This window comes from Chryseotalea sanaruensis, from assembly GCF_003990915.1.
GTDB classification, from domain to species: Bacteria; Bacteroidota; Bacteroidia; order Cytophagales; family Cyclobacteriaceae; genus Chryseotalea; species Chryseotalea sanaruensis.
In genome coordinates, this window is record NZ_BHXQ01000003.1 from 50,878 (window position 1) to 66,896 (window position 16,019).

At 38.1% G+C, this 16,019-nt stretch carries 15 protein-coding genes; 11 read left to right on the forward strand and 4 right to left on the reverse strand.

Translation table 11 applies throughout. The features are described 5' to 3' along the window. Positions 1–27 precede the first annotated feature (27 nt). On the reverse strand, positions 28–705 hold the full coding sequence (locus tag SanaruYs_RS08065) for a succinate dehydrogenase cytochrome b subunit (protein ID WP_127122047.1): 678 nt from the start codon (positions 703–705) through the stop codon (positions 28–30). 544 nt (positions 706–1,249) lie between these two features. Between SanaruYs_RS08065 and dnaE the strand changes: the two genes are divergently transcribed. The 4 genes from dnaE to trxA all read left to right on the forward strand — a co-directional run bounded on the left by dnaE (position 1,250) and on the right by trxA (position 6,686). Continuing rightward, positions 1,250–5,434, forward strand: coding sequence for a DNA polymerase III subunit alpha (gene dnaE / locus SanaruYs_RS08070; protein ID WP_127122048.1), 4,185 nt, complete (start codon positions 1,250–1,252; stop codon positions 5,432–5,434). Between the two features lie 113 nt (positions 5,435–5,547). Further along, a complete protein-coding gene (gene vap15, locus SanaruYs_RS08075) occupies positions 5,548–5,781 on the forward strand; it encodes a type II toxin-antitoxin system VapB15 family antitoxin (RefSeq protein ID WP_127122049.1) in 234 nt (77 codons plus the stop codon). Further along, positions 5,759–6,178 carry a putative toxin-antitoxin system toxin component, PIN family gene (locus SanaruYs_RS08080; RefSeq protein ID WP_127122050.1) on the forward strand — a complete coding sequence of 140 codons (420 nt, stop codon included), beginning with the start codon at positions 5,759–5,761 and terminating at the stop codon, positions 6,176–6,178. Before vap15 ends, SanaruYs_RS08080 begins: the two co-directional genes overlap by 23 nt. A 184-nt stretch (positions 6,179–6,362) precedes the next feature. Then, complete coding sequence (gene trxA / locus SanaruYs_RS08085; RefSeq protein WP_127122051.1) at positions 6,363–6,686, forward strand: thioredoxin; 324 nt, start codon at positions 6,363–6,365, stop codon at positions 6,684–6,686. Between the two features lie 86 nt (positions 6,687–6,772). Here the strand turns inward: trxA and SanaruYs_RS08090 are convergent, their stop codons facing one another. Beyond that, positions 6,773–7,747 carry a polyprenyl synthetase family protein gene (locus SanaruYs_RS08090; RefSeq protein ID WP_127122052.1) on the reverse strand — a complete coding sequence of 325 codons (975 nt, stop codon included), beginning with the start codon at positions 7,745–7,747 and terminating at the stop codon, positions 6,773–6,775. Between the two features lie 91 nt (positions 7,748–7,838). Here SanaruYs_RS08090 and SanaruYs_RS08095 point away from each other — a divergent pair, with 91 nt between their 5' ends. From SanaruYs_RS08095 to SanaruYs_RS08105, 3 genes are read left to right on the forward strand one after another with little or no spacing between them, the layout of a single operon-like run. Continuing rightward, positions 7,839–8,693 carry a mechanosensitive ion channel family protein gene (locus tag SanaruYs_RS08095; RefSeq protein ID WP_246011875.1) on the forward strand — a complete coding sequence of 285 codons (855 nt, stop codon included), beginning with the start codon at positions 7,839–7,841 and terminating at the stop codon, positions 8,691–8,693. Beyond that, the gene (gene corA / locus SanaruYs_RS08100; RefSeq protein ID WP_127122053.1) at positions 8,690–9,712 is read left to right on the forward strand and encodes a magnesium/cobalt transporter CorA; all 1,023 of its coding nucleotides are present in this window, start codon (positions 8,690–8,692) and stop codon (positions 9,710–9,712) included. Before SanaruYs_RS08095 ends, corA begins: the two co-directional genes overlap by 4 nt. Before the next feature lie 57 nt (positions 9,713–9,769). Continuing rightward, a complete protein-coding gene (locus tag SanaruYs_RS08105) occupies positions 9,770–10,729 on the forward strand; it encodes a calcium/sodium antiporter (RefSeq protein ID WP_127122054.1) in 960 nt (319 codons plus the stop codon). Positions 10,730–10,742: 13 nt separating this feature from the next. Here SanaruYs_RS08105 and SanaruYs_RS08110 read toward each other — a convergent pair whose 3' ends face one another. Further along, the gene (locus SanaruYs_RS08110; protein WP_127122055.1) at positions 10,743–12,725 is read right to left on the reverse strand and encodes a BatA domain-containing protein; all 1,983 of its coding nucleotides are present in this window, start codon (positions 12,723–12,725) and stop codon (positions 10,743–10,745) included. 246 nt (positions 12,726–12,971) lie between these two features. Next, on the reverse strand, positions 12,972–13,307 hold the full coding sequence (locus tag SanaruYs_RS08115; protein ID WP_127122056.1) for a single-stranded DNA-binding protein: 336 nt from the start codon (positions 13,305–13,307) through the stop codon (positions 12,972–12,974). Positions 13,308–13,440: 133 nt separating this feature from the next. Between SanaruYs_RS08115 and SanaruYs_RS08120 the strand changes: the two genes are divergently transcribed. The 4 genes from SanaruYs_RS08120 (at position 13,441) to SanaruYs_RS08135 (ending at position 15,998) form a co-directional block, all read left to right on the forward strand. After that, positions 13,441–13,809, forward strand: coding sequence for a hypothetical protein (locus SanaruYs_RS08120; RefSeq protein WP_127122057.1), 369 nt, complete (start codon positions 13,441–13,443; stop codon positions 13,807–13,809). A gap of 140 nt (positions 13,810–13,949) precedes the next feature. Then, complete coding sequence (locus SanaruYs_RS08125) at positions 13,950–14,519, forward strand: NUMOD4 domain-containing protein (protein ID WP_127122058.1); 570 nt, start codon at positions 13,950–13,952, stop codon at positions 14,517–14,519. A 281-nt stretch (positions 14,520–14,800) separates the two neighbouring features. Beyond that, complete coding sequence (locus SanaruYs_RS08130) at positions 14,801–15,205, forward strand: hypothetical protein (protein WP_127122059.1); 405 nt, start codon at positions 14,801–14,803, stop codon at positions 15,203–15,205. Positions 15,206–15,350: 145 nt separating this feature from the next. Next, a complete protein-coding gene (locus tag SanaruYs_RS08135) occupies positions 15,351–15,998 on the forward strand; it encodes a cation efflux transmembrane domain-containing protein (protein ID WP_127122060.1) in 648 nt (215 codons plus the stop codon). Positions 15,999–16,019: the final 21 nt, after the last annotated feature.

The following is a 16,019-nucleotide window of genomic DNA, read 5'->3' on the forward strand; positions in this document are numbered from 1 at the left end:
ATCAGAGGTAGATGCTTAATAAAACCACTAAAAGAAGAACATGTTTAGCGGAATCCAGGCAAAAAGTGCGGGAACCACTACAGCGAAAGTTCTACCAACAAAAACAATAATGGGATTGTACTTCTGATGGTTGAGTCCGAGCGTTTGGAAAGCACTTGCGAAACCATGCCATAAGTGAAAACCTACGGCAAGCATACAGAAAACATAAAGGCCAACATACCAACCTTTCGCAAACCACAATGCTACAACAGAATAGATGTCGCGGTATTCAACGCCATCGTAAATAGCTTTAGGCATTTCAGTAAAATGCATAGCGGCCCAAAAATCCTTCAAGTGAATAACCAGAAAAACCAATACCAAGGTTCCTAAAACCCCCATGTTGCGCGATGCCCAGGGAGAATTGTTACCACTGGTTACTGCATAACGTTCTGATCCTCTTGAATTTCTGTTTTTGATACTCAGAAAAAGAGAGACTGTAATATGAAGTAAGATGAAAAAGAAGTTACCCTTAGATACAATTTGAATAAGTGGGTTCTTACTCATAAACTCCGCGTACAAATTAAAAGACTTCCCGCCATCATCGTTCAATAACTGAAGGTTGCCAATGAGGTGAACCAATAAAAAAAGGATGAGGAAAAGGCCCGTAAGAGCCATCAGCAACTTGCGACCAAGGGTGCTGGTGAAGAGTGTTGTAAACCAATTCATAGAATAATCAGGAGAATTATTTAGGTACGGAGCCAAAAATAGTTCTCAGTGGTTTAGCAAACAAAAGACAAGATACTTTAAAAGGATTCTAAATAAGGTATTTCAACCGATTGAAGGGTATTGTTAAGGATGGGTACTTGTACTAAGCCTTCTCCGACTGCTAAGCCATTTGAATAAGATGATCGTTAATGCCAGTATCATAAAACCAGTTTTAGCAGAAGCCGCAGAATTCAAACAGCCAGATAATTAAGAGCAGAATCGTGACCGTGATAAACAAGAACCATTCTTTACGGATAAACTTTAGGAGGGATTTCATGATTTTAATTTCGGTACATATACCAAGATGGAGACCAAAATATAACTTATTGATTATCTGATCTTTAAATTGTAGAGGAAATTCTACAATTCCAAAATCTGAACTATACCATCCATTTTTTCCACTTCTGGGAAAGAAAATATTCCTAATACAGATGCAAATCAGAGCTTTTCGTAGGCTTTAAGTTTAAAGGCTTGCGTATTTTTACACCACAACCACCACTGTTCTATGTATTTGATTTTTGATACGGAAACCACCGGGCTTCCGCGCAATAAGACTGCCCCTATTACTGATTTTGACAACTGGCCGAGACTAGTACAATTAGCCTGGCAGCTACATGATCATACCGGTAAGTTGATTTCGCGCAACAACCTGATTGTAAAACCGGTTGGTTTTGATATCCCTTTCAATGCAGAGCAGATTCATGGCATTTCCACAAAGCGTGCATTAGAGGAAGGTGAAGACTTACATGAAGTGCTCACGCTCTTTCTTCAAGACTTAAACAAAACAGCAGTACTGGTAGGTCACAACATTGAATTCGATATCAGTATTATTGGAGCGGAACTTTTGCGTACCGAAAACAGTGCTGATAAATTTCTTTCTCTATCCAGAACAGACACTGCGGAAGCCGGCATAGACTTTTGCAAATTACCCGGTGGCCCGGGTGGGCGCTTTAAAATGCCCAAGCTGGTGGAGCTCCACCAAAAATTATTTGGAAAAGATTTTGGTGATGCTCACGATGCAGCTTATGATGTAGCCGCAACTGGTCGCTGCTTTTTTGGATTGATAAAAGTAAAAGCGGTAAAACCTTTTGATGGTGCATCGTCAGAAAACATTACTTACGAAGAGCCAAATTTAGAGGCCGCCAACTTTGCTAAAAAAGAGCAAAAACAAAGCGGTTCAAAATCTAACGAAGATCATGCAGAGCGTCTAAAGGATAAGCCCTTTGTACACCTACACCTCCATTCACAATATTCTGTTCTGCAGGCTACTGCTGATATTAAGCGCATCATCAACAAAGCCAAAGAAGAAGGTATGCCAGCTGTGGCACTTACTGATTTGGGAAATATGTATGGTGCATTCAAGTTTGTGCGCGAAGCACTTGATCACGGTATAAAACCAATAGTAGGTTGTGAGTTTTTTGTAGCAGAAGAAAGAAAAAAATTAAAGTTCACTAAAGATAATCCTGACAAGCGCTTTAATCAGATTTTATTAGCCAAGAACAAAGATGGCTACCACAATCTGGCGAAGCTAAGTTCACTGGGTTTTATTGAAGGTCTTTATGGCATTCACGCACGCATTGATAAAGAACTGATTGCAGAATATCGTGAAGGGTTGATTGCTACAACAGGAGGACTTACTTCTGAAATCCCTTACCTGATTCTTAATGTTGGCACCAAACAAGCTGAAGAAACTTTTGTATGGTGGAAACAACTTTTTGGAGAAGACTTTTACATACAATTAAACAGACATGGTTTAAAACAAGAAGACCACGTTAACGAAGTACTTCTTGATTTTGCAAAAAGACATGGTGTAAAATATTTTGCTTCTAATGAAGTGTATTATCTAACCAAGGAAGAAGCAGATGCACAGGACATCCTGATTTGTATTAAAGAACAGGAATTGAAATCTACTCCTATCGGTTATGGAAGAGGTAATCGATACGGTTTGCCTAATCAGGAATATTATTTCAAATCGCAGGATGAGATGAAGCAACTCTTTAGTGATCTGCCTGAAGCGATTGAAACGCTGAGCGAGATCATCGATAAAGTTGAAAGTTATAAACTACAGCGCAATGTTTTACTCCCTAAGTTTGATATTCCTGCAGATTTTGATTCGGAAGATGCATACCTACGCCACCTCACGTATGTGGGTGCTCAAAAAAAATATGGCGAGTTAACGCAAGCCATTACTGACCGGTTAGATTTTGAATTAGAGACTATCAAGAAAACCGGATACCCAGGTTACTTCCTTATTGTTCAGGACTTTACCAACAAGGCAAAAGAGTTAGGTGTTTCCGTTGGGCCTGGTCGTGGTTCGGCAGCTGGTTCAGCCGTTGCCTATTCTATCGGTATTACCAATGTTGATCCCATCAAATACGATTTGCTTTTCGAGCGTTTTTTAAATCCAGATCGTGTTTCACTACCCGATATTGATATTGACTTTGACGATGAAGGTCGTCAGAAAGTTTTGGATTATGTAATCCAGAAGTACGGCAAAAATCAAGTAGCGCAAATTATTACTTACGGTACAGAAGCTGCCAAGTCATCTATTCGCGATTGTGCCCGTGTAATGGAACTTTCACTGACAGAAGCCAACGTCCTTGCCAAGCTTGTACCAGAACGCCCAGGCACTACGTTAGAGAAAGCTTTTGCTGAAGTGCCTGAGTTAAAAGAAGTGCTCAATGGTAATGACCTGCGATCAAGAGTATTGCACCAGGCAAAACGGGTAGAAGGGTCAGTGCGCAACACTGGAACACATGCCTGCGGTGTTATCATCACGCCTGATGATTTGACCAAGTTTGTGCCTGTATCAACGGCCAAGGATTCTGACATGCTGGTTACGCAGTTTGATAACAGTGTGGTAGAAAGTGCCGGCATGTTAAAGATGGACTTCCTGGGACTGACAACTTTGTCTGTCATCAACAGTGCCATAAAAAACATTAAAAAAAGCAAAGGCATCGAAATAGTCGTAGATGATATTCCACTCGATGATGTAAATACTTATCAGCTTTTTCAACGAGGCGATACCACCGGTACCTTCCAGTTTGAAAGTGTGGGTATGCAAAAGTATTTGCGCCAACTTAAGCCTGATAAATTTGAAGATTTAATTGCCATGAACGCCCTTTACCGTCCGGGGCCAATGGAATACATTCCCCAATTCATTAACCGCAAGCATGGTCGCGAGCCGATCAAGTACGACTTGCCTGAAATGGAAGGAAACCTGGCTGAAACCTATGGTATCACCGTTTATCAAGAGCAGGTGATGTTACTTTCGCAGAAGCTGGCTGACTTTAGCAAAGGCGATGCTGACGTACTGCGTAAAGCCATGGGTAAAAAGCAGAAAGACGTGCTCGATAAAATGAAGAGCAAGTTTATCGAAGGCTGCAGAAAAAATAATCACCCTGAAGAGGTCTGCGAAAAAATCTGGAAAGACTGGGAAGCCTTTGCACAATATGCCTTTAACAAATCGCACTCTACCTGCTATTCACTCGTTGCATATCACACTGCTTACTTAAAGGCTAACTATCCGGCCGAATATATGGCAGCAGTACTCACCCACTCACAAAACAATTTGGAGAATGTTACTTTCTTCATTGAAGATTGTAAGAGTTCTGGTTTAAAAGTATTAGGGCCGCATGTAAACGAATCAGGCGTATTCTTTGAAGTAAACAAAGCTGGAGAAATCCGTTTTGGTTTGGGTGCTATTAAAGGTGCAGGCGATTCTGCAGTACGCGCTATTATTGAAGAGCGTGAGTTACACGGACCCTACGAAGATATTTTTGACATCACTAAACGCCTGTCTTCAAAAAGTGTAACTAAAAAAACTTATGAATGCCTGGCACAATCCGGTGCTTTCGATTGCTTTGAAGGAATACACCGCAGACAATATATTTTCTCTAAAGATGGTGACAGTAGTCTCATTGAAAAAGCAATGCGCTATGCTTCTAAAACGCAGCAAGAAGAACTCAGTTCACAGGTAAGCTTGTTTGGTGGTACCGCCACAGTGGCAATGCCAAAACCAAGGGTTGATAATGTAGAACCCTTCAGTGAAATAGAAAAGTTAAACCTGGAGAAAGAAGTTGTCGGTATTTATATTTCAGGCCATCCCTTAGATAATTTCAGGTTCGAACTTGAATCCTTCAGTAACCTTAAGTGCCAGCAACTGAACGATATTGAACCACTATTAGGTAAAGAAGTAAAAGTAGGTGGTATTATTTCAGCAGTTGAACACAGAACTACAAAAACCGGCAGACCTTTTGGTAAGTTTACCTTAGAAGATTACAGTGGTAATTATACTTTCACCCTTTTCAGTGAAGATTATCTGAAGTTTAAAAACTTCATGAATACGGGTTGGTTTGTATTGGTTGAAGGCTCCGTGATTAAAAACAGCTGGGGTCAGCAAAATGTAGAAATGAAAATTCGAGCAATCGAATTACTAAATGAGATCGGTATTAAACGCTGTAAGGGTGTTCAAGCCAAACTGAATGCACATGAAATTAACGCAGAACTAATCAAAGGTATAGAAACACTCTGTACAACCTTTAGTGGTAATACACCATTCTATTTAAAAATTAGAGACGAGCAGGAAAACATAAGTCTTGAATTGCTATCACGAAAGTTCCGTATCAATCCGGTTAACGACATGGTGAAGGAAATGAAGAAGCTGGTTGAGGTTGAGGTGGTTTATTAAGGATTTGTGCTGATGAAACCGATTTTGCTTTGTATAAAAAAGCGTAAGCAATTTGAGTAGGTTTAAATTGGTAAGCAGACAAAAAAATGATCGGAATTTGTTAAATTTAAATTATGAAAACAAGGACATATATTGACTTGGGGTTTGACCAGATTTTGGACTTAGTGAGACAATTGCCAAAAAAAGAGAAATTACGTCTTTCAAAAGAACTTGAGAGGGACATTATTAATGCTAAACTCACGACATTACTGAAGGCATTCAAAACAGATAATCTGGATCAAGATACAATTGATAATGAAGTAGAGATTGTAAGATCTGAGCTATATGCCAAAGCAAAAGCCAAGTAAAGTAATTATTGATACCAACCTTTGGATCAGTTTTTTAATTGGCAAAGAACTTCAGAATCTTAAAGACTTAATTGTTACTGAGAAAATACAGCTCATAAGCACGGAACAGCTAATAAGTGAACTAAGAATCGTTGTAAATCGACCTAAGCTTCAAAAATATTTTGATAAGGAAAAAGTAACGGAATTAATCTCCTTACTAAACATCGTTTCAGAGAAAGTAAAGATCAAAAAAATTGAAAGCATCTGTCGAGATCCTAAAGATGACTTTCTATTAGCCTTATCCAAGCAGAGTAAAGCAAATTATCTGGTCACTGGAGACAAAGACTTATTAGAAATAAAAATCTATGGTCGGACTGAAATCATCACAGTAAAGAAGTTTATAGTTAAGATTAACTAATCCAAGGAGCTCGTAGATTTGATCCCTAACCGATTTTTCTCCCCAAACCACTGATATCCAATAGCCTGAATCTGAACTGGCCTGCTTTTGACTTAAAGCCTTACTTTCCTGTAGCGGTTTTGAACTATTCCCCTTACCTTCGCGTTCGGTTAGTAGATTATTAAAAACTATTACACATATAACAATGGGAAAGGCAATTGAAATAAACGACTCAAACTTCGAACAGTTTGTAAACTCTGATAAGCCTGTTTTAGTAGATTTCTGGGCAGAATGGTGCGGTCCTTGCAAAATGATCGGCCCTGTGGTAGAAGAACTTGCCGGTGAATACGAAGGCAAAGCGATAGTCGGAAAACTTAATGTAGATGAAAACCCAACCATGACAGCCAAGTTTGGCGTACGTAGCATCCCTACCCTATTGGTTTTCAAAAATGGTCAGGTAGTAGATAAGCAAGTTGGTGCTGTACCAAAATCGGTATTGGCGCAAAAGCTTACTGCGCAAATGGCTTAAGCTAACCTAATTGATGATACTATAATACTCATAGCCAGGGGCACAACCCTTGGCTATTGTTTTTTAGGCCTGTTCCGCTTTTACGCTTAATTGTTTCTCTCAATTGTAAACTGTACCAACTGAATCAAGGATCGTTTGTACGTTGAATCAGGCAAATCCTCTACCAAAGCAATGGCATCGGTATGAAAGCGATTCATGATAGTCTGGGCATATTCAATACCTCCAGAATTACGTACAAATTCAATTACCTCTTTAACCTTCTTAGGCTTGCTGCTTTCATTGCGTACAATGCTCATAATTCTTCTGCGCTCTAACCATGAAGTTTTACTAAGCGCATGTATCAATGGCAACGTCATCTTCTTCTCCTTAATATCTATCCCCAAAGGCTTGCCTACCTCTTCTTCCCCATAATCAAAAAGATCATCTTTAATTTGGAAAGCCATACCAATTTTTTCACCAAACAAGCGCATGGTTTCCACCATTTCATCAGAGGCTCCGGAAGACCTGGCGCCAACAGAACAGCAAGAAGCGATCAGTGAAGCTGTCTTTTGTCGTATAATCTGAAAGTAAACTTCTTCGGTAATGTTTAGCTGTCGCGACTTCTCCATTTGCAGCAACTCACCTTCACTCATTTCCCGTACCGCATCCGTTACTATGCTCAGCAAACTAAAATCCTTATGTTCAACGGATAGAATTAAACCCCTGGAAAGCAGAAAGTCGCCAACTAATACTGCAATCTTATTCTTCCAAAGTGCATTTACAGAAAAGAATCCCCTACGGTAATCGGCATTGTCAACAACATCATCATGCACAAGGGTGGCAGTGTGTAATAATTCAATAAGTGATGCACCACGATAGGTGGCCTCAGTAATTGTACCTGTGGCTCCAGCTGTCAGGAAAACAAACATCGGGCGCATTTGTTTACCCTTGCGCTTCACGATGTAATTCATGATTTTGTCAAGCAACAACACCTTCGTTTTCATAGAAGCCCTGAACTTCCGTTCAAACTCATCCATTTCGGAAGCGATCGGTGCCTTTATGTTTGAAAGTGATAGAGCCATGACCGCAATATTAAACCTAATTGTGCAATAGTTTTATCACTAAACAAGAAGATTTCTATACTTGATTAAGTTTTTAACCTAAATTTAGCGCATGATGAAATTTATAGACCTGGATAACCGCTGGGAACAACTTGTTCTAGCCCTGGTCGTACTGGTTTTCGCCTTCATCGTGTCGCTGATCATCAAGTTTAGCATCAATCGTTTTGTAAGAATTGCCTCATCAAAACTTAGGGTCGACCCCACTAAGTACAAATTTCTTAAAAATGCAGTCGATTTCCTGGTTTATCTTATTGCTACAATTATTATTTTTAAATCTATACCAGAATTAGATGCTTTTGGCAACGGGTTGCTGGCAAGTGCGGGTATAATTGCTGCAATTGTAGGCTTCGCATCTCAATCAGCCTTTTCAAATATTGTAAGTGGTATTTTTCTGGTAATCTTCAGACCTTTTAGTGTTGGCGATAGAATAAAAGTAGGACAACTCTACACTGGAGATGTGGAAGACATAACCTTACGCCACACTGTTATCCGCGACTTCGAAAATAAACGCATCATATTCCCTAATACAGTTATCAGTAGTGAAGTCATCATAAATTCCACTACTTCAGATGAAAAGGTATGCATGTTTGTAGAGGTAGGTATCTCCTACTCATCACCTATAGATAAAGCGATGGAAATTATGCGTAGCGAGGGAGAAAATCATCCTTATTTTATCGACAATAGATCTGAAGATGATATAGCTGCCAATGTTCCCTCAGTTACTGTTCGTGTTATACAACTGGCCGACTCATCTGTTCAACTCCGCGCATCAGTCTGGGCCAAAGATCCATCAACAGGTTTTGCCATGAAGTGTGATCTATTGAAATCCATTAAAGAAAGATTTGAAAGCGAAGGAATTGAAATACCATTCCCGCATCGGGTAGTAATAATGAAAAATCAAGAATGACCAATTCCAACCATAGCCCTACTGAATTACCCCTTGGAGAAGGTCCGGTTATCCTTGAATTGATCCGTTATGACAGAGAAACATATGACCGATTCAATAACCTTGGTGCAAATGAAATAATTGAAAACCTCGATAGTAAAAAGGTTAATTGGGTAAATGTAGATGGCTTGCAAGACAAGAAGATACTTGACAAGTTGCAAGCTCATTTCTGCCTGCATACCCTACTTGTTGATGATATTACTAACGACCAGAGACCAAAAGCAGAGGAGTATGACGACTACCTTTTCTTTACTTTAAAAATGCTTTATCGCATTGAAGGGCGAACAATAGATTACGAACAGATCAGTTTTGTATTAAGCACTAATTACCTTATCTCTTTTCAAGAAAAGGAGGGGGATTTATTTGATCATTTTAGAGAACGCATTAGACTTGATCAGGGGCGCGTTCGCAAGCAACAAGCGGATTATTTGTTGTACAGACTATTGGATACAATAGTTGATAATTATTATATCATCTTAGAAAAAATTGGGGAGCAGATAGAAGATATTGAAGAAGAAATAGATAAAGGATCTACACATCAAACTTTTAAACAAATACAAAAAATAAAAAAAGAGCTTATCTTTTTACGCAAGGCGGTTTATCCACTAAGGGATGCGGTAAGCAAACTTGTAAAAGGTGAAACAAGTTTTATTAAAGATGAAACACTTCGCTTTTACGCTGATATCTATGATCATGTTGTGCATCTTATTGATTCGTTAGATACTTATAAAGATTTGACCTCAGCCCTTATGGATATACACATGAACACACAAAATAACCGCATGACAGAAGTTATGAAAGTGTTGGCTGTAATCTCCACTATCTTTATTCCACTTACTTTTATCGTGGGTGTTTATGGAATGAACTTCGACAATATGCCAGAACTGCACGCCCGATGGGGTTATCCCCTAACCTGGGTAGTGATGGTGTGTATAGGCGCGGGAATGCTGTTGTTCTTCAAAAAGAAAAAATGGTTTTAAAACAAATAACTTTGCCTTAAAAAATTATTTTATATTTAGACTTGAAACCCTGTTGGAATGTTTTGGACTATAGTATTACTATTCACTGGCTTTGCTGTTTTAATTAAAGGCGCGGATTTTCTGGTTAATGGTGCTTCTTCGTTAGCCAAAAAAATGAACATTTCTAACCTTGCCATTGGCCTCACCGTTGTGGCTTTTGGTACCTCTGCTCCTGAACTCATTGTAAGTTTACTTTCTGCTTATAATGGCGCTGCTGACGCTTCTTTCGGTAATGCTATTGGGAGCAATAATTTTAACTTGTTTTTCATTCTAGGCATTGCCGGCTTAATCTATCCTTTAGTAGTGCAGCGTAGCACAATCAAGTACGAAGTACCTCTATCCATTTTGGCAGCTGTTGTTCTGTTTGTTTTGGTTAACGATAGCATGATTTGGGGCAGTGAAAACGATATGCTCTCCAGAACTGATGCTCTAATATTATTGGGCTTCTTTGGATTGTTCATGTTCTATATTGTTAGAACAATGAAAAATAATACTGATCTAGATCAAACGAATGTAAAAATATATAAAAATTGGTTAGCGATTGTTATGTCAGTCGCTGGACTTGTAATGCTGGTAGGAGGTGGTAAACTCGTAGTTGATAATGCCATTCTGATTGCAAAAGATTTTGGCATGAGTAATAAATTAATCGGACTCACAATTTTAGCAGCTGGTACTTCACTTCCTGAGTTAGTTACCTCATGCGTGGCAGCTTATAGAAAAAATACAGACATCGCTATTGGTAACGTAATCGGATCTAATATTTTTAATATCTTCTTTATCCTGGGCATTACAGGAACAGTGAGTCCTCTGCAATATACATCGGTTCTGAATTTTGATATAGCAGTGCTTATTGGTGGAACTATCCTGTTAATGGTATTCATGTTTACCATTAACACCAGAAAGTTGGATCGATGGGAAGCATTGATATTATTTTTAGGCTACATCACCTATACTGCGTATTTGGTTGGCATGGATTAGTTTACCTTCTATTCTATTTCCAAAAACGAAGTAGCATGACTTCAATTAACACAGACAGTATGGATAGTATAAGTGCATACTTCCATAAACTAACACCTTGATAATTTTCTTTTAGTACTTCGGCAATTTCACTTGAGGAACTTGAGTCGAGATCATATACATCTGCACTACTGCCAAAGAAATCAGTCAGTTCATTTCTGGAAAGTGATTTCATAATTGATTCACTTTTGGTCATGTTAAAAGCAATGGTACTTAACGTATCATTTTGTATGGTGGCTTGATAGTGCCCCGGCTCCAAATCCAACCCCGCCAAATCAATCAACACTTGTTTATTAACATTACGCTGTGCCGGAGTTACTTCAGTCTCTCCCTTTAAAGTAATCAATTGATTATCGTTTAAAGAGTCTGCGCTTAGGCTTAGAAGATTCTGTGAAAGTAACTGATACAGTTGTTTATCACTTCGTCTGCTAAAAGCAGCAATGCGATACATGACCGGAACAACCAACGCATGATTTAAAAATGTGCCATGCGTACTCTGCATTGGCCCACCCATAACGTAAAGTCTGCCCTGTTGCTGAAAAAGTGAAAGATAGGGAAGATCATCTTGTTGCTTTAATATTGCCTGCCTATCATCACCCCAGGTAATACTATTTCTAACCAACGGCATAGCCATTTGCGAAGGTTGTTCTTGAAACACATTATTAAAGAAAGGATTCTTACTATCCGGTTTTGTCAACTCCAGCAATTTTTCCTGTTTACTAACCATAATAGAAGGCAATAAACTTTGATAAGAAGCAACATCAGGATTAGCAGCAGGTATTAATAAAACAGTACCCCCGGCTTCCATAAAATCACTTAATACCGCTAGTAGAGATTGGTCTAACCTTTCTAATTCATTAAGCACAATTAAATCAGCTTGTGCTAGTTGCGAGTAGTCAATATTGCTGCCAACACGGTTTATTAAATCGAATAACTGGTTATTCGCATAAATTTTCTTAACAACAGATGAAGAATTTTGCTCAGTTATCTGTACAATTTTAATACGGTTAGCAAAATTGAGTGACAGGTAGAATTCATTATCAAAAGTAATGGGTGTGTCGCCAAAAGAAATAACTGCCTGATGAATTCCTGCCTGGTTATTATTTAAAACAAAACTCACTTCCTTTTCACTATTTGCCGGTATATCTGTAGTAGTCGTGCCAACTTGTAAACCATCTACAACCAACCGAACATTGAGTTGAGTTCTGTCTGCATCGCCATCATTAACTAAACGTAGGCTAAGTGTGTTTTGCTCTCCACCTATTGCAAAAGGGTTATCTAAAAAAGCTGTATCAATGTAAATATTACTTTTTGCTGTAATCTGAAATGGGACAAGGTGAAATCTTCTGCTACTATCAGGTTGTAGTGTTTTGCCAAATGTAGACTGTTGAAAATCTGATAACCAGAAAATATCGCGTTCATTTCCAAGCCTGTTAAACCTGGATACTATTTCATCTGCTGTTCTGATCTTGCTTCCTAACCGAAACTTGGCTAAGGCTTCTTGAACTTCGGCCTTTGTTTTCAATGTATTTGCAAAAGGCTCAAAATCGTTGGTTAATAAACGGTAACGAGTATCTGCAGGAAAAACATCAGTAATGGTTCGTGCAGCAATTAAGGCTGCATCAAAAGTCCGCGATGCACCATCTGTAGGAGAAGACATACTGAGCGAATTATCAATATATATAGCAATGTGATCGCCTGCCTGTAGCTGCTGTTTGGCGGGTAGTATCGGTTGGGCAAATACAACAACAAGGAAAAACAGGAACAGCAATCTGCTCGCCAAAACGAGCCAATGTTTAAGTCTTCTTTTAGCGGATGAGGTCTCTTGAACCTCGCGGATAAAGCGGGTGCTCGAAAAGTAGATTTTCTGTGTTCTTCTGAAATTAAAAAGATGAATAATCAGGGGAATTGCCAGGGCAAACAAAGCCCAGAGAAAACCTGGATATAAAAACGTCATTTGGTAAAAGTAATAGGCTTATCACTAAGTAAAAAACCGAAAATAAAGAAACCTACACTCTTTGCGTAAAAGGGTAGTTGCAACGGCACAACTACCCTATTATTGGTTACTATTCTTTGTCAGCTTAAAAGGTTAAAAGCTATTTTACCAATGCGTCCCTCTTTCGGTGGCCTGTGCATACCCAAAGGCAAAAGGGTAAATTTACCGTTAATCTGTTACTCTGCATCATCCATCACCTAACACATATCATTTCTTATCTCCCAACATCAACAAATCATTTACGACTATTTCTGTTATATGTCTCTTCTCACCTTCTGGCGTTTCATAATCACGGTGCACAAGTTTTCCTTCTACACAAACCTCATTTCCCTTTTTAAGGTATTTCTCAGCAACGCCAGCCAGACTTCCCCAAATGATTATATTGTGCCATTGTGTATCCTCGACCTTTTCACCTTTAGCATTTCTATAACTGTCGTTAGTCGCTAATGAGAAAGATGCTTTTTTGTTCTCTCCAAAAGTTTTTACTTCAGGATCCTTACCAAGATTACCGATAAGTGTTACAGTGTTTCTTAGACTTTTCATAAGTGTTTAATTAGGTTTAAATTTTCTGTTTGATTCTAAATGCTGCCAACGGTACAAAAGTGCAAACAGAATTTTTTATCAGAATTATGAAAAACGATTACTACCGTTTATATTCATTTGTAAACACTTTCAAATGCAGACACTCGTTGAAAAAAGGTGCAGAGAATGTAACAAAAAGCTCATTGGTAGAGCAGATAAGAAATTTTGCAGCGATCAATGCCGCACAAGCTTCAATAATAAGTTGAATAGTGACGAAAATAATTATGTGCGAAATGTCAACAACATTCTACGAAGAAACAGACGAATACTCAAAGAATTAAATAAGACTGGCAAATCTAAAGTAAGCCGTGAAAGACTTAACGAAAAAGGATTCGACTTCCTATACCACACCAGCAGTTATAAAACCAAAGAAGGCTCACTCTACTATTATTGTTATGAACAAGGTTATCTGCCAGTAGAGAACAACTATTACCTACTGGTCGTTAGGAAGGAATACCCTTAATTGCAACGGTTGGCTATTCAAAAATGAGCAGGCAGGAACTAATAGTATCATAACAAGACCTTTTAATATCTCGAGACGTTAAGCTATAGATTACGATTGAATTATTGTTTAAATTCACCTTACTCTCAATAAATATTCATATGGCGAAATTAAAAAGACCTGCCTTTAAACAGCTGAAAGGCGAACAATGGAAAGAACTAAAACTGAAACAAGGGAAGAATCAGAAGCGTTATTCCATTTCTGATTTAGGTAGAATTGCGAGTTTCAAAACCACACTTGAAGAAGGACAAATATTAAAAGCTCGACCAACGCAAGGTTACCCCAGTGTTACCATTACCTCTTCAGAGGGTAAACACAATTTATACATTCATCGATTAGTAGGTGAATACTTTTGTAAACAAAAATCAAAGCAACATACTTTTGTATTACATAAAGACCACAAGAAGGAAAACAACAAAGCTACTAATCTCATTTGGGCAACACAGGAAGAACAAATAAATCATGCTCGCAAAGATCCAAATGTCTTAAAACACATCAGTCCGGTGAAAGGACCTAAGCTTACCGCTGATCGTGTACGGCTTATCAAAGCAGATCTTTTCAAATCAAAGGAAACGCCAACGCTTAAAAAATTAGCCAAAAAATATCGCGTATCTGATATGCAGATTCATCGGATAAAAGTTGGTGAAAACTGGTCGCACGTAAAGGTGTAGGTTAACAAAATAACTCGTTGGCATTAAAATTTTAAACTTTAGATATTTCTTAAAAGATTATCACTAATAGTCTGATGACAGTTTACTGATAAAACAATTTGAAACATACCAGGAAATTAATCGTTACATTGTAAATAAGATTAATAATAAACCTTTAAAAAAAGAAGTCTATAGCAGGATATATGAAGTAGACTAAATATTTTCCTTTTATCCAAAAAAATACTTTAATTTTAAAAATGAGGCAATAAATCTTCCTGTTGACTCTTTAAAAAATAATAATTATGAAAAGCCTCTTAACAATTGCTTTAATAATTACTCCATTGATAACCTGTGGTCAGTTTGGTGTTAGTTACCATCAATCAAACTTACCTTTTGCCGGGATCAGTTATGAAATAAAAAACAAAATAAGACCGGAAATAAGATTTGGCACTGATAACTACTTTGAAGATATTTCCATAGAAGGAGTTATTACTTATGATATTTTAAATAAAGAAGAATATGAATTCTATGGTGGGGTCGGTGTAAGGTCTAACGGTTTTACAGGTTTGGTAATTCCGATAGGATTAAACTTTTATCCCTTTACTGTCAAAAATTTTGGATTTCAAATTGAGCTCACTCCTATCATAGGCGATGAGGAGATTTTAAGAGGTAGTTGGGGAATACGGTACAGGTTTGGCCGTGACTAATTAAAAACCAAAATTGTTAATAAAAGCCAAGTGCCTATTCATCACCAAAACCCTATATAACCACTGTACAATTTCCACCTATTTATAAGATTAAACAATATTCTTTTGACTCCCTGTTGCACTGGCCCATAGCTTATCTTTGATTATGGTACAATCAGAACGACTTACTCAACAAGATCAATTATATAGGCTTGCACTTGCACTGGCAATTTTCACTGTTGCCTATAACCTCGCAGAAGGAATTATCGCAACAATTGTAGGATTTGAAGACGAAACCATAGCGCTTTTTGGCTTTGGATTAGATAGTTTCATCGAAATGATTAGTGGAATAGGCATTGCCCATATGATATTCAGGCTAAATCGTAATCCCATGCATAAACGTGATACTTTTGAACGTAATGCTTTGCGTATTACAGGCTATTCATTTTACCTGCTAACAGCCGGCTTGGTGCTTGGCGCCATTTTAGTTACATATATTGGCAAAAAGCCACAGACAACGTTTTGGGGTATTGTCATATCCATTGTCAGCATTCTAATTATGCTTGCATTGTTATATGGTAAACTACACGTTGGTAAAAAACTAAATTCAGATGCCATTATTGCTGATGCTAATTGCACTAGAATTTGCATTTATATGTCCCTAATACTACTTACCTCTAGCGCAGTATACCATTTTACAGATTTTTCTTATATCGATGCAATAGGAACCCTAGGATTGGCATGGTTCGCATTTAAAGAAGGAAAAGAGTGTTTTGAAAAGGCCAATTCCGACAAATACTGCACTTGCGATTAAGAAGCAATTCAGTCTTAAAAT

Coding starts and splice junctions, on each gene's coding strand:
- SanaruYs_RS08065 (WP_127122047.1), bottom strand. CDS start 705: ATGAATTGGTTTACAACACTCTTCACCAGCACCCTTGGTCGCAAGTTG.
- dnaE (WP_127122048.1), top strand. CDS start 1,250: ATGTATTTGATTTTTGATACGGAAACCACCGGGCTTCCGCGCAATAAG.
- vap15 (WP_127122049.1), top strand. CDS start 5,548: ATGAAAACAAGGACATATATTGACTTGGGGTTTGACCAGATTTTGGAC.
- SanaruYs_RS08080 (WP_127122050.1), top strand. CDS start 5,759: ATGCCAAAGCAAAAGCCAAGTAAAGTAATTATTGATACCAACCTTTGG.
- trxA (WP_127122051.1), top strand. CDS start 6,363: ATGGGAAAGGCAATTGAAATAAACGACTCAAACTTCGAACAGTTTGTA.
- SanaruYs_RS08090 (WP_127122052.1), bottom strand. CDS start 7,747: ATGGCTCTATCACTTTCAAACATAAAGGCACCGATCGCTTCCGAAATG.
- SanaruYs_RS08095 (WP_246011875.1), top strand. CDS start 7,839: ATGATGAAATTTATAGACCTGGATAACCGCTGGGAACAACTTGTTCTA.
- corA (WP_127122053.1), top strand. CDS start 8,690: ATGACCAATTCCAACCATAGCCCTACTGAATTACCCCTTGGAGAAGGT.
- SanaruYs_RS08105 (WP_127122054.1), top strand. CDS start 9,770: ATGTTTTGGACTATAGTATTACTATTCACTGGCTTTGCTGTTTTAATT.
- SanaruYs_RS08110 (WP_127122055.1), bottom strand. CDS start 12,725: ATGACGTTTTTATATCCAGGTTTTCTCTGGGCTTTGTTTGCCCTGGCA.
- SanaruYs_RS08115 (WP_127122056.1), bottom strand. CDS start 13,307: ATGAAAAGTCTAAGAAACACTGTAACACTTATCGGTAATCTTGGTAAG.
- SanaruYs_RS08120 (WP_127122057.1), top strand. CDS start 13,441: ATGCAGACACTCGTTGAAAAAAGGTGCAGAGAATGTAACAAAAAGCTC.
- SanaruYs_RS08125 (WP_127122058.1), top strand. CDS start 13,950: ATGGCGAAATTAAAAAGACCTGCCTTTAAACAGCTGAAAGGCGAACAA.
- SanaruYs_RS08130 (WP_127122059.1), top strand. CDS start 14,801: ATGAAAAGCCTCTTAACAATTGCTTTAATAATTACTCCATTGATAACC.
- SanaruYs_RS08135 (WP_127122060.1), top strand. CDS start 15,351: ATGGTACAATCAGAACGACTTACTCAACAAGATCAATTATATAGGCTT.